General features: G+C 62.4%; 17 protein-coding genes. 7 read left to right on the forward strand and 10 right to left on the reverse strand.

Going from position 1 to position 18,847, the window contains the following annotated elements; translation table 11 throughout:
• Positions 1–293: 293 nt before the first annotated feature.
• The gene (locus tag FIU94_RS10820; RefSeq protein WP_152465809.1) at positions 294–797 is read left to right on the forward strand and encodes a DUF992 domain-containing protein; all 504 of its coding nucleotides are present in this window, start codon (positions 294–296) and stop codon (positions 795–797) included.
• Positions 798–867: 70 nt separating this feature from the next.
• On the opposite strand, the gene FIU94_RS10825 is transcribed toward FIU94_RS10820, so the two are convergent.
• The 5 genes from FIU94_RS10825 to FIU94_RS10845 form a co-directional block, all read right to left on the reverse strand.
• On the reverse strand, positions 868–1,410 hold the full coding sequence (locus FIU94_RS10825; RefSeq protein WP_152465810.1) for an AAA family ATPase: 543 nt from the start codon (positions 1,408–1,410) through the stop codon (positions 868–870).
• A gap of 19 nt (positions 1,411–1,429) precedes the next feature.
• Positions 1,430–2,776, reverse strand: a complete 1,347-nt coding sequence (locus FIU94_RS10830; RefSeq protein ID WP_172975941.1) for a TrkH family potassium uptake protein — start codon at positions 2,774–2,776, stop codon at positions 1,430–1,432.
• A gap of 1 nt (position 2,777) precedes the next feature.
• On the reverse strand, positions 2,778–3,443 hold the full coding sequence (locus FIU94_RS10835; protein ID WP_172975891.1) for a TrkA family potassium uptake protein: 666 nt from the start codon (positions 3,441–3,443) through the stop codon (positions 2,778–2,780).
• Between the two features lie 114 nt (positions 3,444–3,557).
• Positions 3,558–5,507: an acetate--CoA ligase gene (gene acs / locus FIU94_RS10840; RefSeq protein ID WP_152465811.1), complete on the reverse strand. Its 1,950-nt coding sequence runs from the start codon at positions 5,505–5,507 to the stop codon at positions 3,558–3,560.
• A gap of 305 nt (positions 5,508–5,812) precedes the next feature.
• The gene (locus tag FIU94_RS10845) at positions 5,813–6,904 is read right to left on the reverse strand and encodes an AI-2E family transporter (protein ID WP_152465812.1); all 1,092 of its coding nucleotides are present in this window, start codon (positions 6,902–6,904) and stop codon (positions 5,813–5,815) included.
• A gap of 200 nt (positions 6,905–7,104) precedes the next feature.
• On the opposite strand from FIU94_RS10845, the gene FIU94_RS10850 reads away from it, so the two are divergent.
• The gene (locus FIU94_RS10850; protein WP_152465813.1) at positions 7,105–8,775 is read left to right on the forward strand and encodes a thiamine pyrophosphate-dependent enzyme; all 1,671 of its coding nucleotides are present in this window, start codon (positions 7,105–7,107) and stop codon (positions 8,773–8,775) included.
• Positions 8,776–8,919: 144 nt separating this feature from the next.
• Here FIU94_RS10850 and FIU94_RS10855 read toward each other — a convergent pair whose 3' ends face one another.
• Positions 8,920–9,384 (reverse strand): DUF3237 domain-containing protein, encoded by a 465-nt coding sequence (locus FIU94_RS10855; protein ID WP_152465814.1) that lies wholly within the window; start codon positions 9,382–9,384, stop codon positions 8,920–8,922.
• 86 nt (positions 9,385–9,470) lie between these two features.
• Between FIU94_RS10855 and FIU94_RS10860 the strand changes: the two genes are divergently transcribed.
• The 3 genes from FIU94_RS10860 to FIU94_RS10870 are packed head-to-tail and all read left to right on the forward strand — an operon-like array spanning position 9,471 to position 12,535.
• Positions 9,471–9,956, forward strand: coding sequence for a MarR family winged helix-turn-helix transcriptional regulator (locus FIU94_RS10860; protein WP_152465815.1), 486 nt, complete (start codon positions 9,471–9,473; stop codon positions 9,954–9,956).
• Positions 9,953–10,726 carry an SDR family NAD(P)-dependent oxidoreductase gene (locus FIU94_RS10865; RefSeq protein WP_152465816.1) on the forward strand — a complete coding sequence of 258 codons (774 nt, stop codon included), beginning with the start codon at positions 9,953–9,955 and terminating at the stop codon, positions 10,724–10,726. The genes FIU94_RS10860 and FIU94_RS10865 overlap by 4 nt, the downstream gene beginning before the upstream one ends.
• Positions 10,727–10,741: 15 nt before the next feature.
• Entirely contained in the window at positions 10,742–12,535 is a 1,794-nt protein-coding gene (locus FIU94_RS10870; protein WP_152465817.1) for a feruloyl-CoA synthase, read from the forward strand.
• A gap of 4 nt (positions 12,536–12,539) precedes the next feature.
• Here FIU94_RS10870 and FIU94_RS10875 read toward each other — a convergent pair whose 3' ends face one another.
• Both FIU94_RS10875 and FIU94_RS10885 read right to left on the reverse strand, forming a co-directional pair.
• Positions 12,540–13,724, reverse strand: coding sequence for an MFS transporter (locus FIU94_RS10875; RefSeq protein ID WP_152465818.1), 1,185 nt, complete (start codon positions 13,722–13,724; stop codon positions 12,540–12,542).
• A 358-nt stretch (positions 13,725–14,082) separates the two neighbouring features.
• Positions 14,083–15,387, reverse strand: a complete 1,305-nt coding sequence (locus tag FIU94_RS10885) for an AAA family ATPase (RefSeq protein WP_152465820.1) — start codon at positions 15,385–15,387, stop codon at positions 14,083–14,085.
• A gap of 51 nt (positions 15,388–15,438) precedes the next feature.
• Here FIU94_RS10885 and FIU94_RS10890 point away from each other — a divergent pair, with 51 nt between their 5' ends.
• Both FIU94_RS10890 and FIU94_RS21170 read left to right on the forward strand, forming a co-directional pair.
• Positions 15,439–16,326, forward strand: a complete 888-nt coding sequence (locus FIU94_RS10890; protein ID WP_152465821.1) for an IS1 family transposase — start codon at positions 15,439–15,441, stop codon at positions 16,324–16,326.
• A complete protein-coding gene (locus FIU94_RS21170) occupies positions 16,327–16,725 on the forward strand; it encodes a type II toxin-antitoxin system PemK/MazF family toxin (protein ID WP_152465822.1) in 399 nt (132 codons plus the stop codon).
• A 227-nt stretch (positions 16,726–16,952) separates the two neighbouring features.
• Here FIU94_RS21170 and FIU94_RS10900 read toward each other — a convergent pair whose 3' ends face one another.
• Together FIU94_RS10900 and FIU94_RS10905 are read right to left on the reverse strand one after the other, a co-directional pair.
• On the reverse strand, positions 16,953–18,284 hold the full coding sequence (locus FIU94_RS10900; RefSeq protein WP_152465823.1) for a TRAP transporter large permease: 1,332 nt from the start codon (positions 18,282–18,284) through the stop codon (positions 16,953–16,955).
• A gap of 2 nt (positions 18,285–18,286) precedes the next feature.
• Positions 18,287–18,805 carry a TRAP transporter small permease gene (locus tag FIU94_RS10905; protein WP_152465824.1) on the reverse strand — a complete coding sequence of 173 codons (519 nt, stop codon included), beginning with the start codon at positions 18,803–18,805 and terminating at the stop codon, positions 18,287–18,289.
• Positions 18,806–18,847: the final 42 nt, after the last annotated feature.

The following is an 18,847-nucleotide window of genomic DNA, read 5'->3' on the forward strand; positions in this document are numbered from 1 at the left end:
AGAAATGGTGTTTGCGTCGGTTTTCATCTCTTCCGGCTACACATCCATCGCGACCAAAGCATGGCGCGATGGCGGCACTGGCGCGAAAATCCGCCGGGTCGCCGGCCCCGGCACCGAAACCGTGGAACCAGCCCCGGCTGAGGGGGTTGGTGCCGCAAGAGAGGCATCGCCGCGCCACCGCGCGCGGCGCTGGCTGTCGGAGAGAGGGGCGGGGCATGGTGCCGCGCCCATGACCCAGGCACCCGAATGCCGCAGAAAAACGGGCAATAACCAGCGCCCGACAGGAGAAGACGATGACACGCAAAACGACATTCACCGCCGCCGCCATGATTGCCGGGATCGCCCTCGGGACAAGCGCCTACGCCGATGACCAGGAAACCGTCGATCACACCGAGATCGGGTCGCTGTCCTGCGACGTGGGCGATGGTACGGGGTATGTCTTCGGGTCCACCCGCGAACTGACCTGCACCTTCAACCCGGTCGAGGAAGGTCTGGCCGACGAGACCTACGTGGGCGAGATCAACCGCTACGGCGTCGACATCGGCAAGACACAGAACGGTCAGATGTCGTGGCTGGTGCTGGCACCCACCGAATCCGAATACGCCGAGGGCGGGCTGAACGGCAGCTACAAAGGTGTATCGGCAGAGGCGACACTGGGCGTGGGCCTTGGGGCCAACGTGATGACCGGCGGTTCCGAAAACACGCTGGCGCTGCAACCTATCAGCGTGAATACGCAGACCGGCGTGAATTTCGCGCTGGGCGTTGGTGAGATCAACCTCACCCGCGTGGAAGGGTAATTTCCCCTGCCTGACCCGTGAAAGGCCCTCCGCAAGGGGGGCCTTTCGTGTATCGGCCCCGTGGTTCCTGTCAGTCCAGATGCGACACTACGAGATCGGCCCGTGCGGCAACCGTCGTCCGGGGCAGGATGATCGGGGTATAGCCCAGCCGCCCGAACGCATCCCGCAGACGGTCATATTCGCGGGTGGCTTCGGCCAGATCATGCTGGCGCTCTGCGTCGGTGGCAAAGATCTCCGGCCAGGGCGGGGTCAGGAAAACCTGCTCATGGAAGCGCGCCTGCCCGATGAGAAGGTCCTCCACCTGTTGATCGGTGGCATGGCTCAGCGCCGCTGCGGCGTCGATCATTCCACGGTCAAAAAAGGTCCATTCCTCCGACCCTTCCAGCGCCGCGCGGTCGGCGATCGCCATATCGAGCGCCCGGCGGGCAAATGCGCCCAGATCGCGCCAGGGCAGGGCACGCCCGCTGCCGCGCATCTCTTCGGCGACGATCCGGCGACCCGGTTCGGGCACGGTGCGGTATCCGCGCCGGGCAAGCTCTGCCATCAGCGTCGTTTTCCCCCCGCCGGAGCATCCCGACAGGATCACATGGCGGGTGGTTTGTGCGGCTGGCATCGCGGACTCCTGTGAATCGTCAGCCCAGGTACACCTGCCCGGGCGGGTATTTGACTCGTGGCACGGTGCGGGTGGCCAGAAAGAACCCCAGCGCGAGCGGACCGACCCGGCCAATGAACATGATCATCATGATCAGCGCCCGACCGATCCCGTCCAGTTCTCCGGTGGCGCCACGCGACAGGCCCACGGTTCCAAAGGCGGACGTGACCTCGAACGCGAGGTCCAGGAATTGACCGTCATGGCTGATCGACACAACGAAGATGCCCGACAACACCAGCAACATCGAGATCACGGTCAGCGCCAGCACCTTCAGCACCTCCTCGACCCCAAGGGCGCGGCCAAAGGCGTGCAGCGTGGTCTGCCGACGGAAAAAGGCGACAGTGGCCAGCATCAGCACGGCGAGTGTTGTCACCTTGATCCCCCCGGCGGTGGATGTGCTGCCGCCGCCCACCAGCATGAGCGTCATGGTCATGACGGTCGTTGAATCGTGCATCCCCGCCGTGTCGATGGTGTTGAAACCGGCGGTCCGCGGCGTGACACCCTGGAACCAGCTTGCCCAAAGCTTGTCACCCGCCGACAGCCCGCCCAGCGTGGCGGGGTTGGTCCATTCCAGCACCGCGAACCAGACGCAGCCCCAGACGATGAGAAGGGCGGTACCCACCAGCATCAATTTGGAATGCAGGGTCAGCTGCCGCCAGCGGCGGGCCTGGTAGATGTCGCCCACCACGATAAAGCCGATGCCGCCCATGATGAACAGCAGCGTGATCACGATGTTGATCAGCGGATTGCCGACCCATTGCGACAGGCTGTCGGGATGCAGGGCAAAGCCCGCGTTGTTGAACGCGGAGACCGAGTGGAAGATCGCCTGCCAGATGCCGTTCAGCCCGTATTCGGGCACGAAGACAAACGCCAGCAGCAGGGCGCCGACGGCTTCGCAGATCAGCGCGACCACGATGATGACGCGCACAAGCACGGTGAGATTGCTGATCGAGGTCTGGTTGAGGTCCTCGCGCAGGATCAGGCGCTGCGGCATGCCCACCGGAATACCCAGTGCGCTGAGCACCAGCACGGCAAAGGTCATCAGGCCCAGCCCGCCCAGCTGGATCAGAGCCGCGATCACCGCCTGTCCGAAACCGGTAAAAGCCGCGCCGGTGTCGGCCAGCACCAGCCCCGTCACCGTGACGGCGGAGGTGGAGGTGAACAGCGCCTCCGACAGGCCGATGCCGCCGTTGTGAGACACAGGCAGCCACAAAAGCAGGCCGCCGATGACGATGAAAACGAGGTACAGCAGCCCAAGCACCGCCGGCGGCGGCAGGGCAAGGCCGTTCCTGCGGTGGTTCTTGACCCGTTGCGCGCCCCCAATCATTTCAAAGGCTGGCCGCAAAGCTGCGCAGGTCCTTGCGCTGTCCCAGCAACAGCAGCAGGTCGTCGCTTTGCAGGGTGCAGGAATTGCCGTCCTGCCCAACGAATTCACTGCCGCGCATCACGCCGATGCAGCGCAGCTTGAATTTTTCCGTGTGCGGCAGGTCTTCCAGCCGCTTGCCTTCCAGGCTTTTGGGAATGCGGAAATTCACCACATGGTAGCCGTTGCCAAGGCTGACGTAGTCCCGCACCAGCGGGTTGTGCAGGACCTGCGCGATGTGCTGGCCCACTTCGATTTCGGGGTGGATCACGCGGTCCACGCCGAGTTTGGACAGGATGCGGTGGTGGGTCTTGGTCTTGGCCTTGGCCCAGATCTGCGAGACGCCGATCAGTTTGAGGTTCATCGCGCTCAGGATGCTGGCCTCAAGGTCGGTGCCCATGGCGACGACGCCGATGTCGCATTCCGCGAACCCCGCCTCGCGCAGCGCGATGTCGTCGCGTGCGTCGACGATCACGGCCTGGCTGAGCTGTTCGGCATGGGCCGACACGCGCTTTTCATCCATGTCCACGCCGATGACGTGGTTGCCGAACCGTTGCAGTTCCGTCGCGACAGTGCTGCCGAAGTTTCCCAATCCGATCACGCCGACAGTACGCGTGCTGTGCCGAGCCATAGCAATACCTTTCCGAGTCGCAGTGCTGCAAGCTAGGTAGAGCGTTCGGCGGAAAGGGGAAATGGCTGCCCGCGAAATGTGATGAGGGCCGCGGCGTGCGCGGCCCGCGTCCAATCAGCGGTTCATGCGGTTTTCGATCAGATCGTCCACAACCGATGGATCGGCGAGCGTGGACGTGTCGCCCAAAGCGCCATAGTCGTTTTCGGCGATCTTGCGCAGGATGCGGCGCATGATCTTGCCCGAGCGGGTTTTGGGCAGGCCCGGCGCCCACTGGATCAGATCGGGCTTGGCAATCGGGCCGATCTCGTTGCGCACCCAGCCTTCCAGCTCCTTGCGCAGGTCCTCGGACGGTTCTTCGCCGCCCATCAGCGTCACATAGCAATAGATGCCCTGGCCCTTGACCTGATGCGGATAGCCGACGACGGCCGCCTCGGCCACCTTCTTGTGAGCGACCAGCGCGCTTTCCACCTCTGCCGTGCCCATCCGGTGGCCCGAGACGTTGATGACGTCGTCCACCCGACCGGTGATCCAGTAATCGCCATCCGCGTCGCGCTTGCAGCCGTCCCCGGTGAAGTAATAGCCAGGGTAATCGGCAAAGTAGGTCTTCTCGAAGCGTTCGTGATCGCCCCAGACGGTGCGCATCTGGCCCGGCCAGCTGTCGGCGATGACCAGCACGCCCTCTGCCGGGTTGTCGGTGATGATCTCTGCCGATGTCGGCTCCAGGACCATCGGCTTGATCCCGAAGAACGGTTTCATCGCCGCCCCCGGCTTCGTGGCGTGGGCACCGGGCAGGGGGGTCATCAGGTGGCCGCCGGTTTCGGTCTGCCACCATGTATCGACGATGGGGCACCGCCCGCCGCCGACGACCTCATTGTACCAGTTCCAGGCTTCCGGGTTGATCGGCTCGCCCACGGTGCCCAGCAGCTTGAGGCTGGACAGATCGCATTTGGTGACAAAATCGTCACCTTTGCCCATCAGCGCACGGATCGCTGTGGGTGCGGTGTAGAACTGGTTCACCTTGTGCTTCTCGCAGACCTGCCAGAAGCGCGAGGCGTCGGGGTAGGTCGGCACGCCTTCGAACATCAGCGTGGTCGCGCCGTTGGCCAGCGGGCCGTAGACGATATAGCTGTGCCCCGTGACCCAGCCCACGTCCGCCGTGCACCAGTAGATGTCGCCATCGTGGTAGTCGAAGGTGATCTCATGGGTCATCGCGGCATAGACCAGATAGCCGCCGGTGGTATGAACCACGCCCTTGGGCTGACCGGTGGAGCCGGAGGTATAGAGGATGAACAGCGGGTCCTCGGCGCCCATCACCTCGGGTTCGCAGCTGTCGGAGGCGTCTTTCGCCAGCGCGGTATAATCCACATCGCGCGTGTCGTCCCAGGGCACGTCTCCCCCGGTGCGGCGCACCACCAGGCATTTGACCGAAGCATCGCAGGACGCCAGCGCCTTGTCCGCGTTGGTCTTGAGCGGCGTGTTGCGGCCCCCGCGCGGGGCCTCGTCGGCGGTAATCACGACCTTGGCCTCTGATCCCTTGATCCGCGCGGCCAGCGCGTCGGGTGAAAAACCGGCAAAGACAATGGAATGAATGGCGCCGATCCGGGCGCAGGCCAGCATCGCATAGGCGGCTTCCGGGATCATCGGCAAGTAGATGATCACGCGGTCGCCCTTTGCCACGCCCTGATCGCGCAGGATGTTGGCCATCTTGCAGGTGTTGGCGTGAAGCTCATTGTAGGTGATGTGCTGCGCCTCATCATCCGGGCTGTCCGGTTCCCAGATGATTGCGGTCTGGTCGCCACGGGTGGCCAGATGCCGGTCAACGCAGTTTGCACTGACGTTCAACTGACCGTCCGCGTACCAGTTGATGCTGACCTGACCCAGCGTAAAGTCGACATCCTTGACCTGTGTGAAGGGCTTGATCCAGTCGACCCGCTTGCCCTGTTCGGCCCAGAACGCTTCGGGATCGCTGATCGACGATTCATACATCTGCGCGTATTGCTCGGCGTTCACATGCGCGCCTTTGACCATGGCGTCGGATGGCGGATAGGTTTTGGCGTCAGACATTCGGGCGGTTCCTCCTTGATCGTTCCCTGCGGCGCGCGACATGGGCAGGGCCTGTCAAACGCGCGCCTCCTCTTGCGCGGGATCATAGCGCGCTGTGTAAGGATTGAAATAACCATATGGAATGGCTTGATTTTGTTGTAAAACTATTTCCCCGCTTTTGACCCCGGTGTAAAGCGGACAAGATTTTCCAGAGTTTTTTCAACCGATTACATGCTCAAACGTGTAAATCCGACGGGCCGGACCGATCCGGAATCAGATGTAGCGACACGGCGTCGCAGCCAGCGCCGCCCGTGCTGCGGCTGCTTTCAGCTCTCGGCGGTTTCAGCTTCGTCCTCGTGCTCCGGCAGGTGGCGGTCTTCGGACGACAGGAACAGGCCGATCGTGTGCAGCGGCTCGAAATTCTCGCAGACGGCCTTGAACACCACCAGGAACGGCACCGCCACCAGCGCGCCGGGCACGCCCCACAGCCAGCCCCAGAACACGACCGTCAGAAACACGGCCACCGTGTTCATCGCCAGCCGACGCCCGACAAGGAGGGGTGTCACGATCTGCCCCTCCAGGCTGGTCAGCATCAGGTATCCCAGCGGTGCAAGAAGCGCGTAGCTGACCGTATCGAAGGTCACGATGGCAAAGGCACCGACCAGCGCCGTGCCGATCATCCCGCCCAGATAGGGCAGGAAATTCAGCAGGAAGGCCGCGATGCCCCAGACATAGGCCTGCGGCATCCCCAGCGCCGTCAGGTAGGCGAACAGACTCAGGCCCAGCCCCGCGTTGATCAGCGTGATCGTCAGCAGATAGCGTGAGACCCGTCTTTCGATATTGTAAACCGTCGTCAGGATACGCTTCTTCCCGGCCATGGTGGGAAAGGCCTGCACCATCTTGAGATAGAACAGCTCGCCCGAAGACAGCAGGAACAGGGCCAGGACCAGCGTGACGATCAGCGACGCGCCGATCCGCGTCACGGTATCCATGGCAGAATCGAGCAGGCCGGGCTGTTGCACGATGACCTCCTGGCTGCCGTCCTTCGCCTCGGTGATCTTCTCGACTTCTTCGGTGGCGGTGCGCACCCCTTCCATCGCGTCGGTCATGACCCGCAGCTTCTGCTGAATCTCGGCCCCCATCCTGGGCAACTCGTCGCTCCACAGGGCGACGGTCCCGGCGGTGCCGAAGACGATCGTCATGATCAGCAACGCGGTCAGCGTCACCAGCACGCTTGCGGAAACGGCATGGGGAACACCGGCCCGGAACAACCCCCGTGCCAGCGGGCTGAGCGTCAGCGCCAGCAGGAAACCCAGAAGGATCGGCAGGATCAGGTCGCGGGCAAAATAGCAGGTTCCAAACAGCGCCACGAGCACGAGAAACTGCAGCGAACGGCGGATCGAAGTGAGGTTGTCCAAGTGGGTCTCCGGCAGCGGCAGGGCAAGGCGCACTCTTTACGTAACAACTTACCCAACCGCCATGGCGGCACAAAGGTTCCTGCGCCGCCGAAATCGGGGGGGCATTTGCCTGCGATTTCGCGGTTTCACTACCGGCGCTTTGGGGGCAGCTTGGGTGAAACCGGGAATCGCGGGCGCACCGCAGAAAGGACAGATGCATCATGGCACGACATGGCGGAAAATTACTGGTGGACAGCCTTGTGGGGCTGGGGGCCACGAAGAGCTTCGGCGTGCCGGGTGAAAGCTATCTCGCGGTGTTGGACGGGATGCACGACACCGACGGAAAATTCGATTTCGTCCTGTGCCGGAACGAGGGCGGCGCGGCCTTCATGGCCGCTGCCTGGGGCAAGCTTACGGGCAGCCCCGGCATCTGCATGGTCACGCGCGGGCCGGGGGCCACGAATGCGTCCATCGGGGTGCACACGGCGTTTCAGGACAGCGCCCCGATGATCCTTTTCGTGGGGCAGGTGGGCACCGACATGCGGGGCCGCGAAGCGTTTCAGGAGGTCGACTACCGCGCCTATTTCGGCCCGCTGGCGAAATGGGCGGTCGAGATCGACCATGTGGACCGCATCCCGGAAATCCTTGCACGGGCCTGGACCATGGCGACCACGGGGCGTCCCGGCCCGGTGGTTGTGGCCCTGCCGGAGGACATGTTGACTCAGGCGTCAGAGGCCGCGCCGCTGACAGCCCCCGCCCGGATCGAGGAACCCGCCCCCACCCCCGCGGCACTGGAGGACGCGCTGGCGATGCTCGCCGCGTCGGAGCGGCCGCTGATCCTGACCGGCGGTTGCAACTGGACCGCCGAAGGTCGCACGGCGCTGGAACGTTTTGCGGAAGCCTCCGACATACCGGCGATCGTGGCCTTCCGTTTTCAGGACCGGTTCAACAATCACTCGCCGGTTTACTGCGGCGAGGCCGGGGTGGGCATGCCCGCCCATGTGAAGGCCCTGATCTCGCAGGCAGACACGATCCTGGCGGTCAACGTCCGCTTCGGCGAGATGACGACCGATGCCTATACGCTGCTGGACGTGCCGCACCCCAGGCAGAAGATCATCCATGTCCACGCCTCGAACGATGAGATCGGCAAGATCTACGTTCCGGCTTTGGGCATCACCGCCGGGCCGAACGCCTTTGCCGCAGCACTTCGCCCGGTCGAAGGCGGCTGGGCTGACTGGCGCGCGCAGGGGCGCGCGGCCTGGGAGGCGGGGTTCGACGCGCCGGCGCAGCCATCGCCCGTCGACATGGTGCAGGCCACTGCCTACCTTCGCGATGTGCTGCCCGAGGACGCGATCCTGACCAACGGGGCGGGCAATTTCACCGTCTGGCCGAACAAGTTCTACAAGTACGGCCCCGACGCGCGGCTGCTGGCCCCGCAATCCGGCGCGATGGGCTACGGCCTGCCCGCGGCTGTCGCGGCCAAGGTGGCGCATCCGGAGCGTACCGTGGTCTGCTTTGCGGGGGACGGCGATTTCCAGATGAACTGTCAGGAACTGGCCACCGCCGCGCAGGCGGGCGCGCAGCCGATCGTGCTGATCGTGAACAACGGCATCTACGGGACGATCCGCGCCCATCAGGAGAGGAACTATCCCGAACGGGTGTCCGGCACGACCATGGTGAACCCCGATTTTGCCGCGTTGGCCCGCTCTTATGGCTTTTATGCCGAACGCGTGGAAACCACCGCGGACTTCAACGCCGCCTTCGACCGGGCGCTGGCATCAAAGACCGGCGCGGTGCTGGACCTGAACGTATCGGCCGAGGCGCTGACGCCGCGCATGACACTGTCGCAGATGCGCGAGGCGGGGCTTGCCGCTGCAAAAGGCCGGGGCTGAGGGGGGCACAAACGCGGATCGGGGCCGTCTCGGCTGCGGCGGTGGCCTTCCGGTGTCAGCACGGCAATTGGCTTGCCCTGCTTTGGCAGCACCTCCTGCCGGTCAGGCACGCGATTTGGACCAAACCGCCGCGCCCGGGCTGTCCTAACGGATCGCGTAGAGCCGCACCTGCACCTGTTGCAGGTGCCGCGCGCCCACGCCCAGGAACAACGTCCGGTTCACCCAGGCATAGCGCGGATCGCCGGTCTCCAGCCGTGCATGGGTGCGCATGTAGTAGCTGTCGGCTGACACCTCTTCGCCCCGCATGATCGCCTCAAGCACTTCCGGCGGGCCGTGCCGCAGACCGTAGTTGACGATCTCGATGGTGGCGCCGTCATGGGTTTCCATCGCGTAGCGGGTATCGAGTTCTGCCAGACCATCGGCGAATATGGTCTGCCAGTCGGCCCCCAGGTTCAGCAACCTGCCCTGCAACAGCGGCCCTGCCACGGTGCCGCCCACGATGGGGATGATGCGCCGCTGTCCCGCGCGGCCCGGGCCCATCTCGCGGATCGGGTCCAGCTCGACCGTCAGGTCGCAGGCATGTTCCAGTCCGGGTTCCGGCAGCATCATGGGCAAACTCCTTGTCTGACTAAACTGTTTACCAGGTAAACAATATCCTGTAAACTCGCGAGAGAAGCCAGGGGAGGAATTGCGCGATGACACCACAGCAAAGCGCCAGTGATCACAACAGCGATGATGACGACACACACGCGATTTCCGATCTGGAACAATTCGTCGGCTACAACCTCAAGCGGGCCTATGTCATCCTGCAGGCCGATTTCCGCAACGCTCTGGGTCAGGACTCTCTCGCGCCCCGTGTCTTTTCGGCCCTGTCGCTGGTGGTGCAGTTTCCGCATATCACCCAAAGCAAGCTGGCCCGCAGGCTGGGGATCGAACGCTCGGGCCTTGTCGCAATCGTCGATCAGCTTGAGGGGCTTGGCTACCTGTCGCGCGACACCGTGCCGGGCGACCGCCGGGTGCAGGCGCTGGTGCCGACGGACCTGGGCCGCGAGGCCTATGCCGATGCGCTCGCGACAGTGCGTGCCCATGAACGGGCGCTGCTGGCGGACCTGACAAAGGAAGAACAGCGCACATTGATCAGCCTTTTGCGCCGCATCCGTGTGAAGGGAGAGGTATCATGACCCTGCAGGACTGGAGCGGTCAGGGGACCATCGTCACGGGCGGGGCGTCCGGCCTCGGGGCTGCCACGGCGCAGCGGCTGGCGCAGGCCGGGCTGCGGGTGACGCTCTTTGATCTGAACGCGCAAGAGGGCGAAGCCCATGCCGACCGGATCGGCGGCGCGTTCAGCCGGGTGGATGTGTCCGACCCGGCCTCCGTGGCCGCGGGCATCGCGGCGGCAGAGGCGGCCTTTGGCGTGCCACGCGTGCTGGTGAATTGCGCAGGCATCGGCGGCGCGGCCAAGACCGTGTCGCGCGGGGCGGCACATGATCCGGCGCTGTTCCAGAAAACCCTCATGGTGAACCTGATGGGCAGCTTTAACTGCGCCTCGCAGGTGGCGGCGCGCATGGTTGCCGCGGACCCCGTGGACGAGGACGGCGCGCGCGGCGTGATCGTGAACACCGCTTCGGTCGCGGCCTTCGACGGGCAGATCGGGCAGGTGGCCTATGCCGCGTCCAAGGGCGGCATCGTGGGCATGACCCTGCCCATGGCCCGCGATCTGGCCGACAAGGGCATTCGCGTCTGCACGGTGGCACCGGGCCTGTTCCTGACACCGCTTCTGGATGAACTCCCGCAGGAGGTGCAGACCGCGCTGGGGGCGCAGGTGCCGTTCCCCTCGCGCCTGGGCGACCCGCAGGAATACGCCGAGATGGTCAATCACATCACGGGGAACAAGATGCTCAACGGCGAGGTGATCCGCCTGGACGGCGGTATCCGCATGGCCCCCCGGTAAGGACTGGATCTGGACATGAACAAGCAGACCGGATTGAACGCTTCGGACTTCTGGCAGCCGGAGTTCGAGTACGAGACGCGGCCCGACGGCACGATCCTGATGCGTCAGCGCGGCGCGCTGGGCGACTTCGAGGCGACGCTGGCGGATTACTTTGACACATGGGCGGATGCCACGCCGGACAGCACATGGATTGCCCGCCGCCACGAAGGCGGCGACTGGCGGCGCATCTCCTACGGCACCGCACGGAGGCAGATCCGCGCCATCGGGGCGTCGCTGCTGGCGATGGGGCTGGGACCGGACAGGCCGCTGCTGATCCTGTCGGAGAACAGCCTGGAACATGCGCTGCTGGGCATGGCCTGCGCCTATGTCGGCATCCCCTATGCGCCGGTCTCACCCGCCTATGCGCTGGTGTCCAAAGACCACGGGAAACTGCGCGACATCGCCGCCGCGCTGCGTCCCGGCGCGCTTTATGCCGATGACGGCGATGCCTTTGCGCCCGCGTTCTCGGCCATCGCCGAAGAGGGGCGGCAGGTCATTGCCCTGCGCAATCCCGGTGCGGGGGCGATCAGCTTTGACGACCTGCTGGCAGGTGATCCGTCAGGGGCAGGCAGCGCGCGGGCCGCCTTGACCGATCAGACGGTGGTGAAATACCTGTTCACCTCCGGCTCCACCGGGGCGCCCAAGGCGGTGATCAACACCAACCGCATGATCTGCGCCAGCCAGGCGATGATCCGCGACTGCTATCGTTTCCTGACGCACCAGCCGCCGGTGGTGCTGGACTGGGCGCCGTGGAACCATACGGCTGCAGGCAACAAGGTGTTCTACATGGTGACGACCAATGGCGGCACCTATTACATCGACGATGGCCGCCCCGTACCGGGCAAGTTCGACCAGACCCTGCGCAATCTGCGCGATGTCTGCTGCAGCTGGTATTTCAATGTCCCCGTGGGCTACGACATGCTGGTGGCAGAGCTTGAGAATGACCCGGCCCTGGCCGAGAATTTCTTTCGCGACCTCGGCATGATGTTCTACGCGGGTGCCGGGATGGCGCAACTGACCTGGGACCGCCTGCGCGCCGCCGGACGCAAGGCGACGGGGCGCGAGGTGCTGCTGGCCACCGGGCTTGGGGCCACTGAAACCTCGCCCTTTGCACTGGCTTGCACCCATGTTCAGGAGAAATCCGGCAACATCGGCGTGCCGGCGCTGGGGCTGACCCTGAAACTGGTGCCCAACGGCGGCAAGCTGGAGGCGCGGCTGAAGGGGCCGACGATCACGCCCGGATACTATGGGGACCCCGCCAAGACGGCAGAGGCCTTTGACGACGAAGGGTTCTATTGCCTTGGCGACGCGCTGCGTCCTGCCGACCCGGACGATTATGCCAAGGGGTTCTTCTTTGACGGGCGGATCGCCGAGAATTTCAAGCTGACCACCGGCACCTGGGTCGCGGTCGGCGCGGTGCGGGCCGGTCTGGTCGATGCGCTGGGCGGCCTTGTCCGCGACGCGGTGATCGTTGGCGAAGACCGCAGCGAACTGGGGGCGCTGCTGCTGCTGTCGGACAAGGGGGCGGCGATGGGGAACGACGCGCTGCGCGCCGCCTTGGACGAAAAGCTGACCCAGGTTGCCAGATCCGCGACGGGGTCCGCCGCGCGGGTGCGCCGCGCGGTCGTCCTGCAGGATGCCCCCAGCTTTGACCGCGGTGAGGTCACTGAAAAGGGGTCGCTCAACCAGCGCGCGATGCGGGCGCATAACGCGGCTCTGATTGACCGTCTCTATGCCGATGATCCGGGCGAGGATGTGATCAGGGTCTGAGGCGTCAGACCTCGGCGCGGGCCGCGCTGCGCCGCGCCAGACCCCGGCGCAGGGCAAGCGCCGCCTCGATCATGGCCAGCAGGGTGATCCCGATCAGCAGGGGCGTCGTGCCCAGCTCGACGATCATCCAGCCCGCGACAAGCGGAAAACCGAAGATCCCGATGAAATAGGTCAGCGCGAACAGCTGCAGGGTCTGCGCGCCCAGATCGTCATCCGCATCGTCGGCGGCCATCGCCACCAGCACAGGGTAGGATACCCCGTAACCCAGTCCGAACAGCACCGCGACAAGCACATACAGCGGCAGGCTGTCGCCGCTGACCACGAACAGCGCCAGCCCCGCGCACATCAGGCATTGCAGCAGGGCGATGGTCAAATAGGGGTTCGACCCGCCGGTGAACCGCGCCATCACCAGCCGGAACACCACCGCCGTCAGCGTGTAGCTCATGAAGAACCAGGCGTAATCCAGGCCCCGCGCATCGGCAAAGACGGTCTGGAAGTTGTTCAGCCCGGCAAAGATGCTGGCGCCCAGAAAAACCATGAAGACCGGCAGCCGCGCGGGCGATCTGACCACCCCCGCGACCGCGGCCAGCGTGATGCGCGAAGGGGCTTCGGGGCGCGCGTTGACCGCCTGCGCCTTGATCGGACGGTCCAGCGCAAAGAACAACGCGGCGCTGACGAGGCAAAGCGCGCCATTCAGCACAAAGGCGTCGCGGATGGCAAAGCCCGCATCCTCCATCGCCGAGACGATCACCGGGGCCGATCCGAACCCGGCCATGACAAACACCGACAGCAGGGTGAAATAGCGCACCCGTTCGTCCGCCCGCACCAGCCGTGACATGACGATGGGTCCCAGCGAATAGGTCAGCCCCCAGCCGAACCCCAGCAGCAGGCTTGCCGCCGCCAGTCCCGGCCCCACGCCCGGCACGGTGCCATAAAGGAAAAGGGAGGCGGAAATGGCGATACAGGCCATGCCCAGCGTGCGCAGGCGGCCCAGAAAATCCGAGAGGTGCCCGGAGAAATAGACCGTGATCACCGTCGCGATGGCCGTCATCAGCAGCATGGCGCCCACGACTTTCTCGTTCGCACCGAAGCTGTCGAAAAGCCGGGGCAGCATGAAGGTCAGCCCGTAGGCCCCGGCCTGGAACAGGATCGCGGCGTAGTAAAGCGGGAAGATCAGTTTGCGGGACATGGCCAGACCTGCATGACGGCTGTTGTCCGCCGTGCTATCACCCGGCGCGCCGACGGGCCACCCCCGGGGCGACCCCGGTAGTGGGTCAGTTTGAAATTAGAAAGTGAACCCTCGCGCGAGGCACCATTTGCACGGCGAGGGGATCGGTACTATCTTATAAACATGACAGACAAACCCAAGAGACCCCGTGACGCCAACCAGCTTGCCAAGTTTATCGTGGACATGGCGACGGGTGAAGAGGCTGAGTATAACCCTGATACGTCGGCCCAGCGCAAAGGTGGGTCAAAAGGTGGAAAGGCGCGGGCAAGAAATCTGACTAAAGCTGAACTCAAGGCAATTGCTCGTAAAGGTGGCGAAGCTAAATCGCAAAAAGCTCCCCCTGCTCAGGAGACGAAAGAGCGTTCATAGCATCTTGAGGTATGATTTCAGCTTGAATCCCCTTCATGAGAACATAGGGCTGCATTGCTGGTTCGGAAAATCTAAATCGGAAATTCCTGACTGATCCTTTTTGTTGAAGAATCTTACCCCTTTTATCGGAAGCAAAATCTGTCAGATTGCCGTTAAAGTACTCAACCGTCCGTTTTTCTCCGATAATACCGCTGAATGGCTGTTCTACATCTTTGGGCATAAACCAGCCACTTGCGTCTGTCTTAGTTAAAGCACATGCAGTCAGAAGCTGGCGAAACGTAGCTCTAGCCTGGTTACTGTTCGTGGCCGCTTCATAGGCACTTTTCAGTGTGTATTGAGAACTCTCAATCGCCGCCAATATGCCGTTGTCTATGTCCACCTCAGCTATTTTCAAACTACGTCGTTCAATTGCGGAATAAACGGAAGCCCGCCCCAATGCATGGGCGAAAGAAGGCAGTCCCTTCGAAAGCCCTGTGATCTTCCATTTTGCATCCCCTTCAAGCGACATACCAAGTTGCTTAACTCTTTGACTTAGCAGCAACTGAATTTCCTCTGTTTTCATACGAGGCATCAAAACTTCTTCGGAACATCGTATGATAGAGCCATGCCCTCGCACCAGTTCATCGACGTTATCTCCAACTCCTACAACCACAATGGTCGCAGGTGTACCTTCGTCGGAAACAGCCTTTACAGTCTCTGACATAAGGCGAGCTGCTTCATCATCTTTAAGTTGCTGGAACTCATCAATAACGATGATCGGAATCACGGACTCCCCAAAATAGTTCAGTTCCCTCACAACATCCGAGGGTGTTATGTTGTCGGGGTAAAGGTCCGCAACGTTGTACTCTTGATAAATGCCGTCTCTGTGCGCTTGAAACTTAATGCTTCTAAAAACATTCTCCCAGATTGAAGTAAAAGTGTCAGTACTAACAACTGCTTTCCGTACGTATTGCACGCTCTTCAATCCCCTAGGAACAAAGTATTGCAATAGCTTAGCAATTGACGTTTTCCCTACTCCGGGTTCGCCAAACAAAATCGCATGACGCCCACGCTCCGCCACGGCCTCTACCAGCTTATCTATCTGAGCCGACCGCCCCGCGAAAAGCTCAGTGGTTGTCACGGGGCTTGATGGCGTAAAAAGATCCGCAGCTAAGAATTTCAATGTTCGCCAATCATCTTCTGTTCTACTAACCACTAGAGCTAATCCCTGCCTTACTATCCTTAGTCTGGCTTTTACTAAGGATAGTAGTCGCATTCAAGGTATCTTTTTCTTGACTGTCGGTCAGTTTGAATTTAGATTGGAGGCATGAGAAAACTTGACACCAAATCCCGCGCCCTGATCCTCCGCCTTCTCGTGGAGGGCAACTCTATCCGCGCCACAGCACGCATTGCTGACGTGTCCAAGAACACCGTCACAAAGCTGCTTGAGGATGCTGGCAAGGCATGTGCGGCCTACCACGACGCAAACGTACGCGGCGTAGAGGCAAGCCATGTGCAGGCTGACGAGATATGGGCTTTCTGCTATGCTAAAGAACGCAATGTGAAGGACGCTAAAGCGGCACCTGCGGACGCTGGCGATATCTGGACGTGGACCGCGATGGATCGCGATAGCAAGTTGATGATCTCCTACACCGTGGGCGACCGTTCGCAGGCGACAGCGCGTGAGTTCATGTTCGATCTGGCGGGGCGTCTTGCTGGTCGCATCCAACTGACCACGGATGGCCACGGTGGCTACCTCAAGGCGGTTACAGATGCATTCTCCGGCGATGTAGACTACGCCATGCTGATCAAGCAGTACGGCGACCCCACAGGCCAGAAGGGCCACGAGCGCAAGTATTCGCCCGCCGAATGCACTGGTGCGAAGAAAGAGGCGATCTTTGGTAAGCCCGACATGGATCAGGTCGGCACCAGCCACATTGAGCGCCAGAACCTGACAATGCGGATGGGAATGCGCCGATTTACGCGCCTAACCAACGCTTTCAGCAAGAAGGCAGAAAACCACGCATACGCGGTTGCGCTACACTTCATGCACTACAACTATTGCCGTATCCACAAGACGCTGCGGATCACGCCAGCGATGGCCGCAAACCTTGTCGCATCGCCTTGGACCGTTGACGAAATTGTCGCACTGGTTGAAAAGGAAGAGGAAGCAAAGCCAAAGACGCGCGGTCCTTACAAAAAGAAAGCGGTTTGATTGCCCATTAATTTCCATCCCCGCGCTGGTCAGATTCTAATGTGTGACTTCAAAGGGTTCGTAGAACCCGAAATGGTGAAAGTCAGACCGGTGATGGTGATTTCCCCGAAATTGCCCTATCGATCTGAGATCGCTGCCATTGTGCCTATCAGCCTGAGCGCGCCACGACGTGATCTCCCCTATGTGGTAAAGCTGTCCAAAAACTATCACCCAAAAGAGAGTGACAACCTCCCTTGCTGGGCTAAGTGCGACTTGGTCATGAATATCGGACTATATCGCCTTGAAGGCTTCAAGATTGGACGCCGCCAGTGGGCTACACCACAAGCCACTCCGGAGGATTTACACGCCGTTAGGAGTGCTGTGCTACACGGGTTGGGTGTTCACAATTTCGGGCAGTAGCCACTTCTGACTTGATTTGGTGGCAGGTGGTCACTAGTTAATGAGATGTATCCCGTTTATCGGGCTTTAAGACCTAGATCACTAGGCAGGCTGATCACTGGGCGATGACAAGCCTCGATTAGCCTAGATATTGTCAAAGTCCTTGAAGGCCCCGCTTCGGCGGGGTCTTCTTGCATCTGGCCCATCAAAATAAGATATTTCAAACTGACCCACTACCGCGACCCCTGTCATCCAAGGCTGTCGATGAACCAGACCAGCCAGAGCGTCACCGCCGGAAAGGCGGCCAGGATAACGACCCGGACCAGATCGGTGAGGACAAAGGGGAGGGCGCCCTTGTAGGTCTCCGAAATGGGGGTCTGCTTTGCCATCGAGTTGATGATGAACAGATTCATCCCCACCGGTGGCGTGATCAGCCCCACTTCGACCACGATCAGCACAAGGATGCCGAACCACAGGCCAAAGTCGTTGGCGGACATCCCGAAATCCAGCACCACCATGATCGGAAAGATGATCGGCACCGTGAGCAGCACCATCGACAGTGAATCCATCACGCAGCCGAAGACGAGGTACATCAGCAACACGATCGAGAGCACGAACCAGGGCGAGAATCCCTGTTCGCCCACCCAGGTCGAGGCCGATTGCGGCAGCTGCGTCAGCGACAGGAAGTTGTTGTAGATGCCCGCGCCCAGGATGATGAGAAAGATCATCGCGGTCGATCCGGCCGTGGACAGCACCGCCTCGCGCAGGCGGTCCCAGGACATCTGCCCCGATACCAGGGCGATCAGCCCGGTGCCCGCCGCCCCGACGGCGGCAGCCTCGGTCGGGGTGAAGATGCCCGCGTATATGCCGCCGACCACGACGATGAAGATCGTGATCACCGGCCAGACCTTGCCCAGGGCGACCATGCGCTCGCTCCACGGTACGCGGTCGCGCACGGCGGCAGAGTTGGGCGACACCCGGACCCAGATCGAAATGGCGATCATGTAGCCGATGGCGGCCAGGATGCCGGGGATCAGGGCCGCGACGAACAGCTTTTCGATGTTCTGTTCGGCCAGGATGGCGTAGATCACCAGGATCACCGAGGGCGGGATCAGGATGCCCAGCGTCCCGCCCGCCGCCAGGGCGCCCGTTGCCAGCGAACCGGGATAGCCGTAGCGGCGCAACTCGGGCAGGGCGACCTGGCCCATCGTGGCGGCGGTGGCCAGGGACGACCCGCAGATCGCGCCGAAACCCGCGCAGGCCCCCACGGCCGACATCGCGACGCCGCCGCGCCGATGCCCCAGAAAGCTTTCGGCCGCCTTGAACAGCGAGGCGGACATGCCGGACAAGGTCGCGAACTGCCCCATCAGCAGGAACAGCGGAATGATGGAGAAGGAGTAGTTTGAAAACGTCCCGTATGTCAGCGTTTTCAGCTGGTTCAGCGTCATCATCGGTGTGCCGATGACCAGATAGGTGCCGCCGACGCCGACGCCGATCATCGCCAGCGCGATGGGGGCGCGCAGGAACACAAGGATCAGCAGAACCGGAAAGGACCACAGGGCGAGTTCAAAGTTGGACATTTCTATACCTGTTGTTCCATGCCGATCAGCCTTCGGGCCGCGCGCCAGATGCAAAAGACCGAGACGATCACGAAACCGACGGCACCGACCAGCGATGCGGCGAACCCCTGCCAGACCGGGATCTGTGCGATCAGGGTCGTCTCCCCGTAGGACAGTTTGTCCAGCATCCCCAGGTACAGCCGCCAGCTGCCCACGATGGCGACAAAGGCCATGCCGATGTTGAACAGCAGGTCCAGCGCCAGATCCACCCGCCGGGGCAGGGCGGCCTGAAACAGGTCCACCCGTGCGTGGGTCTCGCGCAGCTGCGCCCAGGGCAGAAAGGCAAAGATGGCGGCGGCCATGCCGATTTCGGTGATGTCGTAGATGCCGCGGATCGGGCCGATGCCGATGTCCAGCGGCACAAAGGCGCGTCCGGCGATCGACACGCAGGTGATCAGCGTGATCAGGATCAGGATGCCGCCCCCGGCAAAGGCGAGCCCCCGCGCGATAAGATCCGCCACCCTGTAACTTGCCGCGTACATCTGCCCGTCCTCCAGGTAAGACAGAGGGCCGGGTGGCCCTCT

Source organism: Sulfitobacter sp. THAF37 (assembly GCF_009363555.1).
In the GTDB taxonomy this organism is placed as follows: Bacteria; Pseudomonadota; Alphaproteobacteria; order Rhodobacterales; family Rhodobacteraceae; genus Sulfitobacter.